At 66.5% G+C, this 15,002-nt stretch carries 14 protein-coding genes; 5 read left to right on the forward strand and 9 right to left on the reverse strand.

Annotated elements, in window-relative coordinates:
- Window positions 1-368 precede the first annotated feature (368 nt).
- Both L6Q96_05400 and L6Q96_05405 read right to left on the reverse strand, forming a co-directional pair.
- On the reverse strand, window positions 369-1,307 hold the full coding sequence (locus tag L6Q96_05400) for a hypothetical protein (GenBank protein ID MCK6554004.1): 939 nt from the start codon (window positions 1,305-1,307) through the stop codon (window positions 369-371).
- Between the two features lie 301 nt (window positions 1,308-1,608).
- The gene (locus tag L6Q96_05405; GenBank protein ID MCK6554005.1) at window positions 1,609-2,454 is read right to left on the reverse strand and encodes an NRDE family protein; all 846 of its coding nucleotides are present in this window, start codon (window positions 2,452-2,454) and stop codon (window positions 1,609-1,611) included.
- A 26-nt stretch (window positions 2,455-2,480) separates the two neighbouring features.
- Between L6Q96_05405 and L6Q96_05410 the strand changes: the two genes are divergently transcribed.
- The 4 genes from L6Q96_05410 to L6Q96_05425 all read left to right on the forward strand — a co-directional run bounded on the left by L6Q96_05410 (window position 2,481) and on the right by L6Q96_05425 (window position 6,224).
- Entirely contained in the window at window positions 2,481-3,467 is a 987-nt protein-coding gene (locus L6Q96_05410) for a MoxR family ATPase (protein ID MCK6554006.1), read from the forward strand.
- Window positions 3,468-3,486: 19 nt separating this feature from the next.
- Window positions 3,487-4,899: a VWA domain-containing protein gene (locus L6Q96_05415; GenBank protein ID MCK6554007.1), complete on the forward strand. Its 1,413-nt coding sequence runs from the start codon at window positions 3,487-3,489 to the stop codon at window positions 4,897-4,899.
- 77 nt (window positions 4,900-4,976) lie between these two features.
- Complete coding sequence (locus tag L6Q96_05420; protein ID MCK6554008.1) at window positions 4,977-5,492, forward strand: bifunctional nuclease family protein; 516 nt, start codon at window positions 4,977-4,979, stop codon at window positions 5,490-5,492.
- Window positions 5,493-5,558: 66 nt separating this feature from the next.
- Window positions 5,559-6,224, forward strand: coding sequence for a hypothetical protein (locus L6Q96_05425; GenBank protein ID MCK6554009.1), 666 nt, complete (start codon window positions 5,559-5,561; stop codon window positions 6,222-6,224).
- A gap of 131 nt (window positions 6,225-6,355) precedes the next feature.
- Here L6Q96_05425 and L6Q96_05430 read toward each other — a convergent pair whose 3' ends face one another.
- The 7 genes from L6Q96_05430 to gatC all read right to left on the reverse strand — a co-directional run bounded on the left by L6Q96_05430 (window position 6,356) and on the right by gatC (window position 13,199).
- Window positions 6,356-6,589 carry a hypothetical protein gene (locus L6Q96_05430; GenBank protein ID MCK6554010.1) on the reverse strand — a complete coding sequence of 78 codons (234 nt, stop codon included), beginning with the start codon at window positions 6,587-6,589 and terminating at the stop codon, window positions 6,356-6,358.
- Complete coding sequence (locus L6Q96_05435) at window positions 6,586-7,041, reverse strand: PIN domain-containing protein (protein MCK6554011.1); 456 nt, start codon at window positions 7,039-7,041, stop codon at window positions 6,586-6,588. Before L6Q96_05435 ends, L6Q96_05430 begins: the two co-directional genes overlap by 4 nt.
- Window positions 7,042-7,103: 62 nt before the next feature.
- Entirely contained in the window at window positions 7,104-7,964 is an 861-nt protein-coding gene (locus tag L6Q96_05440) for a hypothetical protein (protein ID MCK6554012.1), read from the reverse strand.
- 3 nt (window positions 7,965-7,967) lie between these two features.
- Window positions 7,968-9,938, reverse strand: a complete 1,971-nt coding sequence (locus L6Q96_05445; protein ID MCK6554013.1) for a M1 family metallopeptidase — start codon at window positions 9,936-9,938, stop codon at window positions 7,968-7,970.
- Window positions 9,938-11,389 carry an Asp-tRNA(Asn)/Glu-tRNA(Gln) amidotransferase subunit GatB gene (gene gatB, locus L6Q96_05450; GenBank protein ID MCK6554014.1) on the reverse strand — a complete coding sequence of 484 codons (1,452 nt, stop codon included), beginning with the start codon at window positions 11,387-11,389 and terminating at the stop codon, window positions 9,938-9,940. The genes L6Q96_05445 and gatB overlap by 1 nt, the downstream gene beginning before the upstream one ends.
- Window positions 11,389-12,867, reverse strand: a complete 1,479-nt coding sequence (gene gatA / locus L6Q96_05455) for an Asp-tRNA(Asn)/Glu-tRNA(Gln) amidotransferase subunit GatA (GenBank protein MCK6554015.1) — start codon at window positions 12,865-12,867, stop codon at window positions 11,389-11,391. The genes gatB and gatA overlap by 1 nt, the downstream gene beginning before the upstream one ends.
- A gap of 44 nt (window positions 12,868-12,911) precedes the next feature.
- The gene (gene gatC / locus L6Q96_05460) at window positions 12,912-13,199 is read right to left on the reverse strand and encodes an Asp-tRNA(Asn)/Glu-tRNA(Gln) amidotransferase subunit GatC (GenBank protein MCK6554016.1); all 288 of its coding nucleotides are present in this window, start codon (window positions 13,197-13,199) and stop codon (window positions 12,912-12,914) included.
- Between the two features lie 291 nt (window positions 13,200-13,490).
- Between gatC and L6Q96_05465 the strand changes: the two genes are divergently transcribed.
- The gene (locus L6Q96_05465; protein MCK6554017.1) at window positions 13,491-14,996 is read left to right on the forward strand and encodes a DUF853 domain-containing protein; all 1,506 of its coding nucleotides are present in this window, start codon (window positions 13,491-13,493) and stop codon (window positions 14,994-14,996) included.
- Window positions 14,997-15,002 lie beyond the last annotated feature (6 nt).

Here is a 15,002-nt window from a genome sequence, read left to right on the forward strand (position 1 = left end):
ATCGACGGTACAGAACTTCCCGTCGATGCAGTCGCTGTTACTGAGGCACTGAGCGAGGGCGGTCTGCGGGCAAAGGCCCAAGAACAGCATCGCGACGGCAACGATCGGCCCCGCAATCCACCGGTTCGGTTCCGACCTGCGACGGGCAGTAGGACTGCCGCCGTGGTGACGGAGATAGTCTGCATGTCGTCTGCGAGACATGATCGCCCCCTGTGTTGACGAACCGTTCTTACTGCCGACTCAGCCGGTGCCGGCGCTTATACGACGCAAACGAACGGCGGCGCAAGCGTCGTCCCGGATCTGCAATGAGGCCCGCAGTTGTCGACTCTCCGTTGGCGAAGGTCGACTCGAACCGCCTTCGGCCGGGGTTAAATCGGGTAGGGGGAATCGCCGCTTTTCTGTCCGGGCTTCGGGGCGCTTTCTTCCCTGGGTGATTTGGCGGGGGCTGCCGGCGCCGGGACAGGATCGGTGACGGCCGGGGCTGCCGGCGCGACGTTCCGGCGGGGCTTCGCGGCGCGAGTCGAGCTGGCCGCGCGCGTTGGGCGCGACTGGCGAGCGCTCTTGCCGCGCGACTGCGAATCGAGCTTGAAGATCAGGTCGGTAACCCGCACGGCAAGCTTCAGCTTGGTAGCAAGGTCCTGGGTCCGGCGGCGCTGCTCTTCCAGGCGCTCCCGGAGGAGGGCGTTCTCGGCGCGTACGGCCGCGGGCTCGTCGTCGGCGCCGGCTGCGGCGGCCGCCAATTCCCGTTCGAGCGCCGCGCTTTCCGCCTCTGTGGCCACAAGGGTACGTTGAAAGCTGGCCGCCGCCTCGCCGGTGCGGCTTTCGAGCTGGGCGCTGCGACCGTCGCCGGCGGACACTGCAGTCGCGGGGCGCCGCGCCAGCTCGCGCTGGAGCGCGTCGAAATCTTCCGCCAGTTTCTGGCGGGCCTGTTTCTCTTCGGTTAGCGCCTGACGGAGGTAAACGATTTCCTGCTTGGCCGCGAGAAATGCGGACTCGGGCACGGCCGGTGCCCCGAACGGCGCTTGCGAGGTTTCGCGGCGGAGGCGGTCGAGCTGCATCTCGGCGGCCTGGCGCCGACGCCGCTCTTCGGCAAGCTCCGCGTGAAGAGCCGCAATGCGCTCGGCCACGAGATCGGTGCCGCCGTTGGCCGCCTCGGGTTCACGGGGGAGGTCGTGCGGCTCGGTCGAAGATGACGCTGCGGCCGGCTCGCCCCGCGGCATGTCGTCAGGAGACTCCCGCGCCGATCGCGTTCGCGAACTGTCGAGCGCCTGCAGAAGCGCCTGCTCGCGTTCCCGTAACTCGCGCACCTGGGTACGCAGTGCGGCAACGTCGCTTCCCGAATCTGCGCCGGCGCCCGTGGAGTCGCCGGCTGACGTCGATCGCGCGGCAGACGCGGCTGCCGAAGGTGCGGTTTGGCTATCGGTACCGGTGCCCGACGCCGAGACGTCCCACGGCTCGTATCTGTACTCGGCCCCGCGCCCGGCTAGGCCGCAGCCACTCGTCGCAAGCCCAAGCCCGACTGCGAGAACAACAACCCCGGGGCACCACTGCCGACGGCACGCGCCGACGCTCATGGCGCCGGACCCTACCCCCGAGGATGGCCCTTGTCTACCGCGACTTTTCCGGCAGGGCGACCGGTTCCGGTGCGTCCTGACAGGGCGGGCCGGGGGCGTACCACATGCGCCAGCGCACGGGCACTCCGGCCGCGACAATTATCGTCGACGACCGCGTACCGTAAACGTCGGTGTGTACGCAGAGGTTGTTGAGCGGCGAGCGAGTGCGTGGATCCAGGGGCGTCGCATGGTCGGCGAGCACGCCGCGCAACGCGGCGCACAGCGTCTCCGGGTCGGCACTGTCGACCGTCGAGACGAGCGCGTTGAACAACTCGTGCGACCTCGCGAGGCGCGGGCACTCGAAGTCGTTGAGATCGAGGTTGGTCAGGAGATGCACGCCCGGAGCAAGGTCCTGTCGAACCATGGCGCCGCTGATGTTGCCGACGACACAGGCGGCGACGGGTGAGGCCAGCAGGAGGTTGAACGGGTTGTATCGATCGGCGGGTTCGCCGACGACGAACGCCGCCGCGGCCGCCACCGAATCGTGTCTCAGCGCGTCGAGGCAGAGCTGGCCGCGCGAGCGCCGTGTCGGGTCGATCGCGGTCGCCGTTCGCCGGTTCAGCAGTCCGGCGACGAGGCCATGGGCGTTGAGGCCGAGCCACGTACCGCCAGCGACAAGGTCTCGTCCGGCGACCACCCAGGGGTCGCTTGCGAGCACGGCCGGACCCGCGGTCGGCCGGTCGTAGAACTCGTCGCGGTTGGCCGCGATCACGACCGGGCGCTCGCGGCTGGTCCGATGAAAGAGGGCCAGCGTACACACGGCATCGAGTATAAGGGCGCGCCAGAGCACGAACAATGCGCCGCAGCGTTGACGAACGTGGGAGAGCTCGAATTGAGTCACCGTGGGGCGTGTGTTAGCGTCCCCGCATGTCAGCCGCCGCGGCCACGTTCCAGTCGATCGAAGACGTCGTCGAGCGCTTCGGCCGGCAGCGCTACATCTGTAACCGGCGCATTGCCACGGTCGTGTATCTCGCCAGCCATTTGCAGAAACCGATCCTCGTTGAGGGACCCGCCGGCGTCGGCAAGACCGAGTTGGCCAAGGTGCTCGCCGACGCTCTCGGCTACGACCTGATTCGGCTGCAGTGCTACGAAGGGCTCGACGAGGCGAAGGCGCTTTACGAGTGGGAGTACGCCAAGCAGCTTCTCTACACCCAGATCCTGAAGGACAAGATCAACGACGTCGTCGGGGGAGCGGCGTCGCTGCGCGAGGCGGTAGACCGGATTGCCAGCGAAGACGATGTGTTCTTCTCCGACCGGTTCATCCTGCCCCGGCCGCTGTTGCGCGCGATCTCGGCGCCGGCCCCGTCGGTCCTGCTGATCGACGAGATCGATAAGGCCGACAGCGAGTTCGAGGCGTTTCTGCTGGAGGTATTGAGCGATTTTCAAGTGAGCGTGCCGGAGCTGGGCACCTTGCGCGCTCGCCACATCCCGCTCGTGGTGCTCACCAGCAACAACGCGCGGGAGATGTCCGATGCGCTCAAACGGCGCTGTCTGCACCTGTACATCGACTTTCCGGCCGCCGGTCAGGAACTGGAGATCGTGCGCCTGAAGGTGCCTAACATCAGTGCCGCCCTGGCGCAGGACGTCGTGGCGGTAGTGCAACGCATTCGTCAGGTGGACCTCAAGAAGGTGCCGAGCATCAGCGAGACCCTGGACTGGGCCAGGGCGCTCACGCTGCTCAACGTCGAGCAACTCGACGAGGAGATCGTCCACGATACGCTCAACACGATCCTCAAGTACGAAGGCGACATGCGCAAGGCGCAGGACGAATTGAAGGACTTCGTGCAAAAGCGGCAGGCACAGCGGGCAGCGGCGGGGGCGGGCGAACAGGCCGAAAAGGACCTGCTGCACTGAGGCGCGGCCGGCCGGCGCCATGGATCGGAAGCTCATCGAGTTCGCGGCTCTCCTGCGGCAGAACGGAGTGCGGGTATCCATGGCCGAGAACATGGACGCCTTCCACGCCGTCAAGGTGCTCGGTCTCGGCGACCGGGTGACTTTCAAGGACACGCTGCGCGCCACGCTGATCAAGCGGGCCATCGACGCGGCAACGTTCGACGAACTGTTCGATCTGTATTTCACGAGGTTAGGTGAGGCTATCTCGCGCAGTACCGCGAACCTGATGTCGACCCTCGACCTCGACCCCGCGGCGTTTCAGCAGTTGTTGGAGCAACTGCAATCCATCCTGAAAGATCTCGACATCGAACTGTCCGATTTGGCGAGGTTTCTGCTCACCAACAACACCGGACAACTGGAGCGTCTGCTGCGGGAAGCGGCGCGGGCGGCCGATGCGCAGAACATCCAGCGGGCGTTTCAGGAGGGACGGTACAGCCACGCGATGGCGCAGTCTCTGGGGCTGGCGGGATTGACGGCGGAACTCGACGGGCTCAAGGCGCGTCTGGACGACGCCGCGGGGCTGGATGCGGCGGACCACGAAAGGCTGCGGCGCTTCCTGGAGCGGCGGCTGCAGGATCTCACCGAGATGATCAAGCGGGCAGTGCGCGTGGAGCTGGAGAAGCAGGATCAGTCGGTGCGCGACTCCCAACGTCTGCAGACGCTGGCGGAGAAGAGCTTCTATTACCTGTCCGAGGACGAGATCCGGCGCATGCGCGAGGCGGTAACCAGGTTGGCGCTGCGCCTGAAGAACGTTGCCTCGATCCGCCGGCAGCGCGCCAAGCGGGGTAAGTTCGACCTCAAGCGCACTCTGCGTCACAACCTCCAGTACGGGGGCGTGCCGTTCAAGATTCGCCTGGACCGGCGGATAAAGGAACGGCCGCAAGTGATGGTTCTCTGCGACGTGTCGGACTCGGTACGCAACGTGTCGCGGTTTATGTTGCAGTTCGTCTACTCGCTGCAGGACCTTTACGCGCGCGTGCGGAGTTTCATTTTCGTCAGCGAGATCGGTGAGGTGACGCATCTTTTCGAAGAGCAGGACATCACTAAGGCCGTCGAGCAGTCGTTGACGGGGAGCATCATCAACGTCTTTGCGCACTCCGACTTCGGCCGGGCGTTCCGGAGTTTTCACCGCGACCACATCGGGGCAGTGAACAAGAAGACCACTGTGTTGATTCTCGGCGACGCCCGCAACAACTACAACGTCCCGCACGAATGGGTGCTGCGGGAGATCCGGCAGCGCGCCAAGCAGCTCGTCTGGCTGAACCCGGAGAACCGGTTGACGTGGGGTTTCGGCGACAGCGAGATGGACCGGTACTTGCCGTACTGCGACGTCGTCGAGGAGTGCCGCAATCTCAACCAGCTCTATCGCGTCATCGACCGCCTGGTTTCGTGACGGGGGAAATGGGGATTGACGCTCCAAACCGATTCTGGGCAGAATGCCCGCACAAGGTAGAGGATGCGCACGCGCGTATGAGTCTAGAGGACGCCATTCTCATGAGCGTCGGTGGGCTGACCCTGGACCCGGTCACCAAGACTCCGATCGTCATTTTGAAGGACCGGGAAAACAAGCTGAACCTGCCAATCTGGATCGGCCTGCTCGAGGCGACGGCGATGGCGACGGAGCTCGAGGGGATCAAAATGGCGCGTCCGATGACCCACGATCTCCTGCGCAATGTGCTCTCCGAGCTGGGCGCGACGGTGGATTGCGTGGAGATCACGGATCTGAAGGAGAACACGTATTTCGCTCTGATTCACCTGCGCATTAACGGGGCGGAGGTGACGATCGACTCGCGGCCGAGCGACGCCATTTCCCTGGCGTTGCGCACCAAGAGCCCGATATACGTCGCCAAGCGGGTCATCGAAACGTCCAGCCTGTTGCAGCAGGCCGAGGACGCCAACGAGACCGATCTCTCCAACGTCTCGCGCGACAAGTGGAGCGAGATCCTGGAGAAAATGAACCCCGACGATTTCAAGTACAAGATGTGATCCCGCGGCGGCGGGGTTGCATCGGCGGTTCGTTACAACTTCCCCGAAAAGAGGTGCAGTCGGACCATGGCTCGTACACGTTATCGCCGCAAAGACCTCAAGCGCCCCGACGAATTCGTCAGCGCCGGCCGTCAGATGCTGCTCTGGGCCGGCGACAACTCGCGGCGGCTTTATCAGGCGCTCGGCGTGCTCGCGCTCGTTCTGGTGGCCGTTGGGGCATGGTATTCGTTGCGGGCGGCGCGCGCGCGGCAGGCCAACGAGGACCTTGGCAACGCGCTGGTGGCACTGCGCGGCGGCAAGTACGACGACGCGACGACGCAGCTAACCGAGGTGGCAAACCGCTGGCAGGGTACGGGTCCCGGGCAGGTAGCGAGTTTGTACGCGGCCAGCGCCGCGGTGAAGGCGGGCAAGTACGATGCCGCCGCGACCGTACTCGGGGGAGTCGTGCAGGGTGGAACGTTGGCGCCGTACTTACGCCAGCAGGCCCTGGTAACCCTGGCCTTCGCTCTCGATCGTCAGGGCGATACCGCGGCCGCGGCGGCCCGTTACGAAGAAGCCGCCGGCCTGGAGGGTCCGTTCACCGGCGAGGCAATTCTCGGTGCGGCGCGGGCGCGCGAGCGTGCGGGGGACGCGACGGCAGCGCGCGACTTGTATCAGCGCTACGCGCGCGAGTTCCCGAGCGCACCCGAAGCGAGCTGGGCAACGGCGAAGGCCGAGCCGCCGGGAGCCTGAGCGCCGCGGTCCTTCGCGCACCATAACGTACATTATCGGACGTTCCGTTTGCCGCCGCCGTAACCCCATATCCCTCGCGACCTCTCCCGCCGGCGCCCCGCTCACTGCCGCCCGGATCGCCCCCATCGCCGCTAACGCCGCTTGCGCTTCGCGCGCGGGCGCGGCTTTCTCGATGCCCGTACCCGCGCCAGCAACTCGTCCACCCTGAGACCGCCGAGGGTCTTGTGACGCCATGCCGCGTAGTCGCCGTATCCGGCCCCCGTCTGGATGGAGAATCGCAGAGCGCCCGCGTACCCCAGCCGGTCGACGAGAGCGTCCCAGCCGATGGCGCGGATTTGCGCGTCGGTCAAGTGCGCGCTCTTCACGAGTGTCCTTCCGTGCCAACGCACGCGAGGGCCTCGACGGGCAGCACGGCCCGCACCCGAATGCGTTCGGCGTTACGGCTTACGGAGCGGATCATCCGGTCGTCGGTCGTCACCAGGAGATCGACCTGCGCCGTCTCTGCCGAGGCCACGTGCAGTGCATCCAGGCCGCGCAAGCCGTATCTCTCGAGATCGCGGGCCCGTCGGGCGACGGCCGGAGAGACACCGACGGAGCCCCCGGCGAGGCTCAAGAGATCGAGAATCTTCATGATCCGCTCCGGTTCCGGTCCCTGGCTGACTTCGAAGACCAGATACTCGGACACTACTAGCTCAACGCGTTGGCTCTCGATGAGCGCGACGAGATTCGCCATCGCTTCCGCTTCGATGCGCACACGTGGCGAACTGAGATCGTCGAACGGCCGGTTCAGAGCACTGGTGTTCAAGTAGACACGCACATGCCGAGCGTACTGAAGGCACCGGCAATGGGCAAGGCAAACGACCCTCAGTGGAAGCTGGGCTAACGGCCCGGCCCGACTTCCCGCCGCTGCAGCGCCGTCTCCGCCGCGAACCACCAGCCGCGCACAAGTACCCGCGCCAGCGCACCGAACTGACCAACAACCAGCGCTATCGCGACCCCGGATGCCGAAGACGTCGGCAGCGCATGACGCAACCCCAGCCCGCAACCCCATACCACTGCCGCCACGACCCCGAGCACGGCGGCCAGCGGCAACGCCACCGCGCGCCGCCGCCACACGAACTGCCACGCCCAGCCGTATGCCCTCAGCGCCCCAATTCCGGCGCGGGCCGCAACGTGGATCCGCGCGTGATCATGCACCGTGGTCAGGACCACGATCAGCACTCCCGCCAGAACGCCCCCAACCAGAACCACCGCGAGCGGCGGCACGGCCAACCCACGCCCCCCCGCCCACTGCACGAGCGCACGTCCCCCAAACACCATCGCTCCCACCCCCACAACCGTTATCGGCACGGCAAGCATCCACAAACGCCCGAACAGCGGAAACAACCCCCACCCGCGCCGCAACGACGCGCGCATACCACCAGCCCCGCCGGCCGCGGCCACTAACGCCCCGTTCGTCCAGATCCCCATAAGTGCGCCGAGAAACAACAGGACCCCGGCCGTAACCCCGAGCGTCCGCAGGCTCTCCCCATGATGCATCGCCAGATCGATGAACACGTTGGCGTCCGCCCCCGTCAACAACGTCCGCGTCGCCAGCGAACCGTCGAGCGCCCCGGCCAGCCATAGCCAGGCCGCAACGCCAAACAGCCCGGCCATCCCGAGCTCGAGCCCATACACGCACCCCACGACGGTCCCCATCCCGGCCAGCGCCCGGCCCCCTTCCCGGCTGCAGTCCCACATCGCCTACATCCACGTAAGTAGCTGAATCAGCGCCTGAAACGCATCCGTCCACGCACCCACGAGACGGCTCAGGCCGCGGGTGCCGGGGCGACGCATCCGGGAGTTGTTCAGCCAGTTGGCGTCCAGACTCAGATCGTGATCCGGGTCGACCACCGCCCACGCAATCGGCTGCGCCCCTGTGAACAGAAACCGCTGCCAGCGATCCTCCCCGTTCCACGTCACGCGCGTGGTGCTGCCATCGTCGAAGGTTGCCTCGACAACCACCGGCAGAACCACTCCGCCCAGGCGCTCCACCACGACCTCGTTACGGTAACGCACGTCCGAGTTCTCGCCGTCGGGCAAGACCAGCCGACTGACCTTGCCGCCTTCGATTTCGTAACCCGCGAACCGCGGCACCACATCGGCATTCACCCGAGTCACGGCGAAGTCCAGCAAACCGGTGCCGTCGAACACCTGCGCGATGAAATCCTCGACCTCGTCCCCGAGCGCTGCGCGCAACTCCGCGCGCAGGTCGTTGCCGTCCGGATGTCCGAACCGCCAGCGCTCGAAGTAGCCGGCCAGGGCCGCCTCCAGCCGATCGGCGCCCACCCGACGACCGAGCGTCTCCAACGCCAGCGCCGTCTTCGCGTACGTGGTGGCCCGATAGCTTGAAATGTCGAGAACCTGCCACGCCGGCCGCGTGATCGGGTCCTGCCCCGGTGCGACCAGATACTGCAACCGGCGGAACGCCACGCTGTCCATCTGCCACCCGGCAAGGTTCACGTAGCTCCCCGGGCCGTATACCGCGTCCATGATCCGGCCCTCGACATACGAATTCACGCCCTCGTCCAGCCACGCCTCGGCGGCTTCGTTGCTGGCAACCAGGCCGAACCAGTACTGATGCCCGAACTCGTGCACGGTGACGAACTCCGGGAAGCGCAGCCCCGCGGGCATGCCCCAGGTGGTTCCAACCGTAATCAGGGTCGGGTACTCCATCCCCCCTGCCCCCTGCGCCCCGGGGCCCGGGTCGACCACCGTAAGCTCGGCATACGGGTACGCTCCGATGCGTGCCTTGTAATGCGCGACCGCTGCCCGTACGGCTCCGAGGTAGCGCTCCTGTTGTGCCGCGTGCAGCGGCTGCAGCAGCAGGCGCACGCGGATACCGTCGACCGCTTCGGTCACGACGCGAAAGCGGGAATCGATCGCCCAGGCAAAATCGTGCACCGGGTCGGCAACGAAGCGCAGCGTCTTGGTTCCGTCGCCGTGGCGCTGTTCGTCGACCAGCGAACCCGTCGCGCCGACAACGCCGTCATCCGGTACGGCGAGGCTCACGTCGTAGCGCCCGAAATCGGCAAAGAACTCCGTCGTCGCATGGTACTGATGGCAAGCCCAACCGCCGGCCCCGAAAACGCCAAGCTTCGGGAACCACTGTGCCGCCATCGCAAACGGACCGGCATACCCGGTGCGCAGTGCGACCCGCGGCAGCTTCGCCGTGAACTCGACCTCGACTGCGGCTTCCGTTCCCGGCGGCACCGGGTGGGCGAGCGGCACGCGCAGGACTGTGCGGTCGTCGATGTTGCCGTCCTGAGGCTGCACGTACTCGAGGCGGTCGGTGACGTCGACGCCGTCGACGCGCAGGCGACTGACCGATTGATAACCCCAGGGTTCCGGCTTCTGCGCCAGCCACTGGTCGGCCAGGTGGCCGAGCCCGCGAATCAGCGTCGAGCGATTGTTGGCAAACGCGTTCAAGTAGAGATGGAACTGCAGGTCGGGCGCCGGTTGCTGCGCCGAATTGCGCCACCGAATGACCGCGGTCCCGGCGATCGAGTGGTCGGCCGGATTGTAGGCGGCCGCGATCGTGTAGTTTGCGAGCCGCGCCGGCGCCGCCGCGAGAACCATCCCGGCCGGGGCGGCGGCGACGAGGACGGCCGTCGCAACCCACGGCCAGAACCGCCGCCGGCCGCCGTGCGGCTGGCGCTTTCCACGGGCGACCATCAGCCGGCCAGCGCCGCTCTCAGCAACTCGTTGACCTTCTGGGGGTTCGCCTTCCCCTCCGTCGCCTTCATCACCTGCCCCACAAAGAACCCGAACAGCTTATCCTTGCCGCCGCGGTATTCGGCCACTTTCGCCGTATTGGCGCCGATGACCGCATCGACCGCCGCCTGAATGGCGGCATCGTCGCTGATCTGCGTCAATCCACGGGCCGCCACGATCTCCACCGGCGACCCCCCGGTCGACACCATCTCTTCGAATACCGTCTTGGCGATCTTGCCGCTGATCTCGCCATCGTCGATCAGCTTGACGAGGGCCGCGAGGCGCTCCGGCAAGACCGGCCAGTCGTGGATGATCGGCGCATTGTCGAGTTTGCGCTCCCGCACCACGCGCAACACGTCGCCCATGATCCAGTTGCTGATCGCCTTTGCGTTGGCATGGTGGCGCACGACGGCCTCGTAGTAATCCGCGAGGTCCTTGCGCTGCGTCAACACCTCGGCGTCGTAGGCCGGCAACCCGTACCGATCCACAAACCGCTGCCGCCGTGCGTCGGGCAGCTCCGGAAGCGTTTCGCGCACCGCCGCGATCCACGCATCATCGATGACCAGCGGCAGCAGGTCCGGGTCGGGGAAATAGCGATAGTCGTCGGCGAACTCCTTCGAGCGCATCGACCGGGTCAGCTCGCGGTCGGGATCCCAGAGACGGGTTTCCTGAACGAGCCGGCCGCCGTCGTCGAGCACGGTCGTCTGCCGCTCGATCTCGTACTCGATGGCGCGCTCGACCGCGCGGAAGGAATTCATGTTCTTGATCTCGACCTTAATACCGAAGGGCTTCGACCCGACGGGACGGATCGATACGTTGGCGTCGCAACGAAAACTCCCCTCTTCCATGTTTCCGTCGCAGATCTCCAGATACTGGAGAATCGCCCGCAGCTTGCGCAGGTAGGCCCCGGCCTCCGCCGCCGAGCGCAACTCCGGTTCGCTGACGATCTCCAGTAACGGCACGCCGCAGCGATTGAAATCCACCAGACTGGCATCGCCGTGGGCGTCGTGAATGTTCTTGCCGGTGTCCTCCTCCATGTGAATCCGAGTCAAACGAATCGTGCGCGGCGCCCCCTCAACCTCGATGTCAACGGCCCCGCCGGTGCAAATTGGAAGTTCGTACTGACTGATCTGGTAGCCCTTGGGCAGGTCCGGATAGAAGTAATTCTTCCGCGCCCATCGGCTGTAGTGCGCGATCTCGGAACGCGTCGCCAGACCGGCGCGCATTGCGAATTCGATGACCCGGCGGTTTACCACCGGCAGCGTCCCCGGCATACCCAGACAGACCGGGCACGTGTTCTGATTCGGCGGGGCACCGAACTTCGCCGAGCAGCCGCAAAACACCTTGGCCGCGGTCAGCAGTTCGGCATGCACTTCGAGGCCGATGACCGGCTCGTACTGGCCGCGAGCCATCACGCACCCCCCTGCGCAACCGCGTCGGGAGTGCGCCGGTGCCACTCGGTAAGGCGCTCGTATGCGTCGGCCGCCTTCAGCACGATCTCCTCGGCAAACGGCCGCCCGATGATCTGCAGTCCGATGGGTAAACCGCGCGTATCGAAGCCACACGGCAGCGAGATCGCCGGCAGTCCGGCAAGATTCACGGATATGGTGAAGATGTCGGACAGGTACATCTGCAGCGGATCGCTGGTGCGCTCGCCGATGCGGAACGCGGTCGTCGGCGCGGTCGGCGTCAGCACCACGTCGTGCTCGGCGAACACCGCTTCGAAGTCCCGGCGAATCAGCGTGCGCACCTTCTGCGCCCGCAAGTAATAGGCGTCGTAGTACCCGGCCGAGAGCGCGTAAGTCCCCAGCATGATCCGTCGCTTGACCTCGGCCCCGAATCCTTCCGCACGAGTCTTGCGGTACATGTCGACGAGGCCCTCGGCGGCAGCCGCCCGATGCCCGTACTTGACGCCGTCGTAACGGGCCAGGTTCGAACTCGCCTCCGCGGTGGCGACCAGATAGTACGTTGCGACGGCATACCGCGTGTGCGGCAGAGACACCTCGCTCACGTTCGCCCCCTGCCCTTCGAGCGCGTGCAGTGCGGTGCGCACCGCCGCCTCGACCTCCGGCTGCACGCCCTCGACGAAGTACTCGCGCGGCACGGCAATGCGCAGTCCGCGCACCTTCCCGTCGAGATGAGCGGCGTAGTCGGGTACGGGTCGCGGCACCGAGGTGGAATCCGCCGTGTCATGGCCGGCGACGACTCCGAGCATGGCGGCGCATCCACGCACCGTGCGGGCCAGCGGGCCGACCTGATCGAGCGACGACGCGTAAGCGATCACGCCGTAGCGCGACACCCGACCGTAGGTCGGCTTGAGGCCGACGACGCCGCAGCAAGCCGCCGGCTGGCGGATCGAACCGCCGGTATCCGTGCCCAGAGTGCCGAGGCACTGCGCCGCCGCGATTGCCGAAGCCGATCCGCCAGACGAGCCGCCCGGAACGCGCTCGGTGTCCCACGGGTTGCGCGTCACGCCGAAGGCCGAGTTCTCCGTCGACGAGCCCATGGCGAATTCGTCGCAGTTCAGCTTGCCGACGCACACCGCTCCTGCGGCGCGCAGACGCGCCGACACGGTGGCATCGTAGGGCGCCACGAACGTGGAAAGGATCTTCGAACCTGCCGTCGTCCGCGTGCCGCGGGTGAGGATAATGTCCTTGATCGCAACGGGTATCCCGAGCAACGGGCCGTGCTCGCCACGGGCGCGCCGCGCATCGGCGGCACGGGCCTCCTCCATCGCGCCCTCGGCGGTAACTGTGATGAAGGAGTGCAGTGCCGGCTCCGTGGCCGCGATGCGCTCGAGCGCCGCCCTCGTCAGATCCTCGGCGCTCACCTGCCGCCGCTTCAATAGATCGGCAGCCTCGTCAATGCTCAGGCGTGTAAGCTCGCTCATTGAGGATCCCGCGACGGCTTTTCCGTGCCGCGGTGTCTCCAGTCTCACTCGATGATTTTCGGTACCTTGAAGAAATCCCCGTCGCGAGCCGGTGCATTCGCTCGCAGCGCCTCGTCGGCCGGGGGGTTGGTCACAGCGTCGTCGCGGAAGGCGTCGCTCACGTCGGCAGCGTGCGCGGTCGGCTCGACGTTGTCGACCTCCAGGCTCGACAGTTCCTGGAAGTGCGCGAGGATGTGGTCGAGTTGAGCGGCAATCGCTGCCTCTTCCTCCCCACTAAGATCCAATCGCGCCAGCAACGCGACGCGGTGCACCTCGTCTCGACTCAGAGCCATCGGCGAGCGCTTAACACATGCCCCGCAGGGCTTCAACGAATCCGCCTTCGCGTCGCCCAGAACAGGGGTGACTCCGTCGGTTCCAGTGAGCCCGCGCGCGGCCCGCTCGACCGGTGTGAGGGCCGGCGACCCCCGGGGCTACCCCGCCGCCGGCAAGCGCCCGCCAACTGAGGCTCGACCGGACCCCGGATCGAGCATACGGCCCCGCCGAGCTTCGGCTCGCAGTCAACGGACCCGACCACGCATTCGCCGTGGTATCGCGTCCGCGAATGCGGTATGCGGCCCGCAACGATGACTTCTCCTTTGCCCATTGCGAGGGTCGGTGACCGCGAGATCTGCCTGCTACCGCAGTTCGCCAACCGGCACGGACTGATTGCCGGCGCCACCGGCACCGGCAAGACGGTGACCTTACAGGTCCTCGTCGAACGCCTTTCCGCCGCCGGCGTGCCGGTGTTTCTGGCGGACGTCAAAGGGGATCTCTCGGGGCTCGCCGCAGCGGGCAGCCTGACGACGAAGTTGCGTGACCGCCTGGAAGCCTTGCACATCCCTGAGCCCCGGTGGACCGGTTTCCCCGTCGAGTTCTGGGACGTTTTCGGCAGTCAGGGCCTGCCGGTTCGTGCCACCGTGACGGAGATGGGTCCGTTGCTGCTGGCCCGTGTGCTCGACCTCAACGCGACACAGCAGGCAGTGCTCACCGTGGCGTTCAAGGTCGCCGACGATCATCGGCTGCCATTGCTTGACCTCAAGGATCTGCGCGCGATGGTGCAGTTCGTCGGCGATCGTGCCGCTCAACTGAAGACCCGTTACGGGAACATCGCCCCGGCCTCGGTCGGGGCGATTCAACGGGGCCTCGTGGAACTCGAAGAGCAGGACGCCGAAGCGTTCTTCGGCGAACCGGCCTTTGACGTCGGCGATCTGCTGCGAGTCGACAACGGGCGCGGCGTCATCAACATCCTCGCGGCCGACCGGTTGTTACACACCCCGCGGCTGTACTCGGCGTTTCTGCTCTTCCTGCTGGCAGAGCTCTTCGAGGAGCTCCCGGAGGTCGGGGATCCGGAACGGCCGAAGCTCGTCTTCTTCTTCGACGAGGCGCACCTCTTGTTTACCGACGCCCCGAAGGCACTGCTGGAGCGCGTCGAACAGGTGGTCCGCCTCATTCGTTCGAAGGGGGTCGGGGTGTATTTCGTCACCCAGAGCCCGCTCGACCTGCCCGAGACCGTGCTCGGACAACTGGGAAACCGACTCCAGCACGCCTTGCGCGCCTTCACGCCCAAAGATCAGTCCGCTGTGAGGACGGCGGCGAGAACGATGCGCCAGAATCCGGGCTTCGACGTGGTGACGGCGATCACCGAGCTGGCTGTCGGCGAGGCGCTCGTTTCCTGTCTCGACGCAGCCGGCGTCCCCAGCCCGGTGGAGCGCGCGAACGTGCTCCCGCCGGCCAGCCGAATCGGACCGATCGAACCCGCGGAGCGGCGCGCCCGGATCGAGGCGTCGCCTCTGGCGGCAACCTACGAGCGCCCGGTGGACCGCGAGTCGGCGTACGAGATACTCGAGCGACGGACCGCCGCGCCCCCTGGGCTACCGGAGGGAGGCGGCGAGACCCGGACACCCGTTCCCGAGTCCGAAGGTGGCATGATGGATCAACTCAAAGACCTCCTGTGGGGTTCGACCGGCCCCCGTGGCGGTCGGCGCGAGGGTGTCATACAAGTGGCGGCGAAAAGTCTTGCTCGCAGTGCCGGCCGTGAAATCCTGCGGGGAGTGCTGGGAACGCTGGGTGGACAGCGGCGGCGGAGGTAACGACCG

This window comes from Candidatus Binatia bacterium (assembly GCA_023150935.1).
Taxonomy (GTDB): domain Bacteria; phylum Desulfobacterota; class Binatia; order HRBIN30; family HRBIN30; genus JAKLJW01.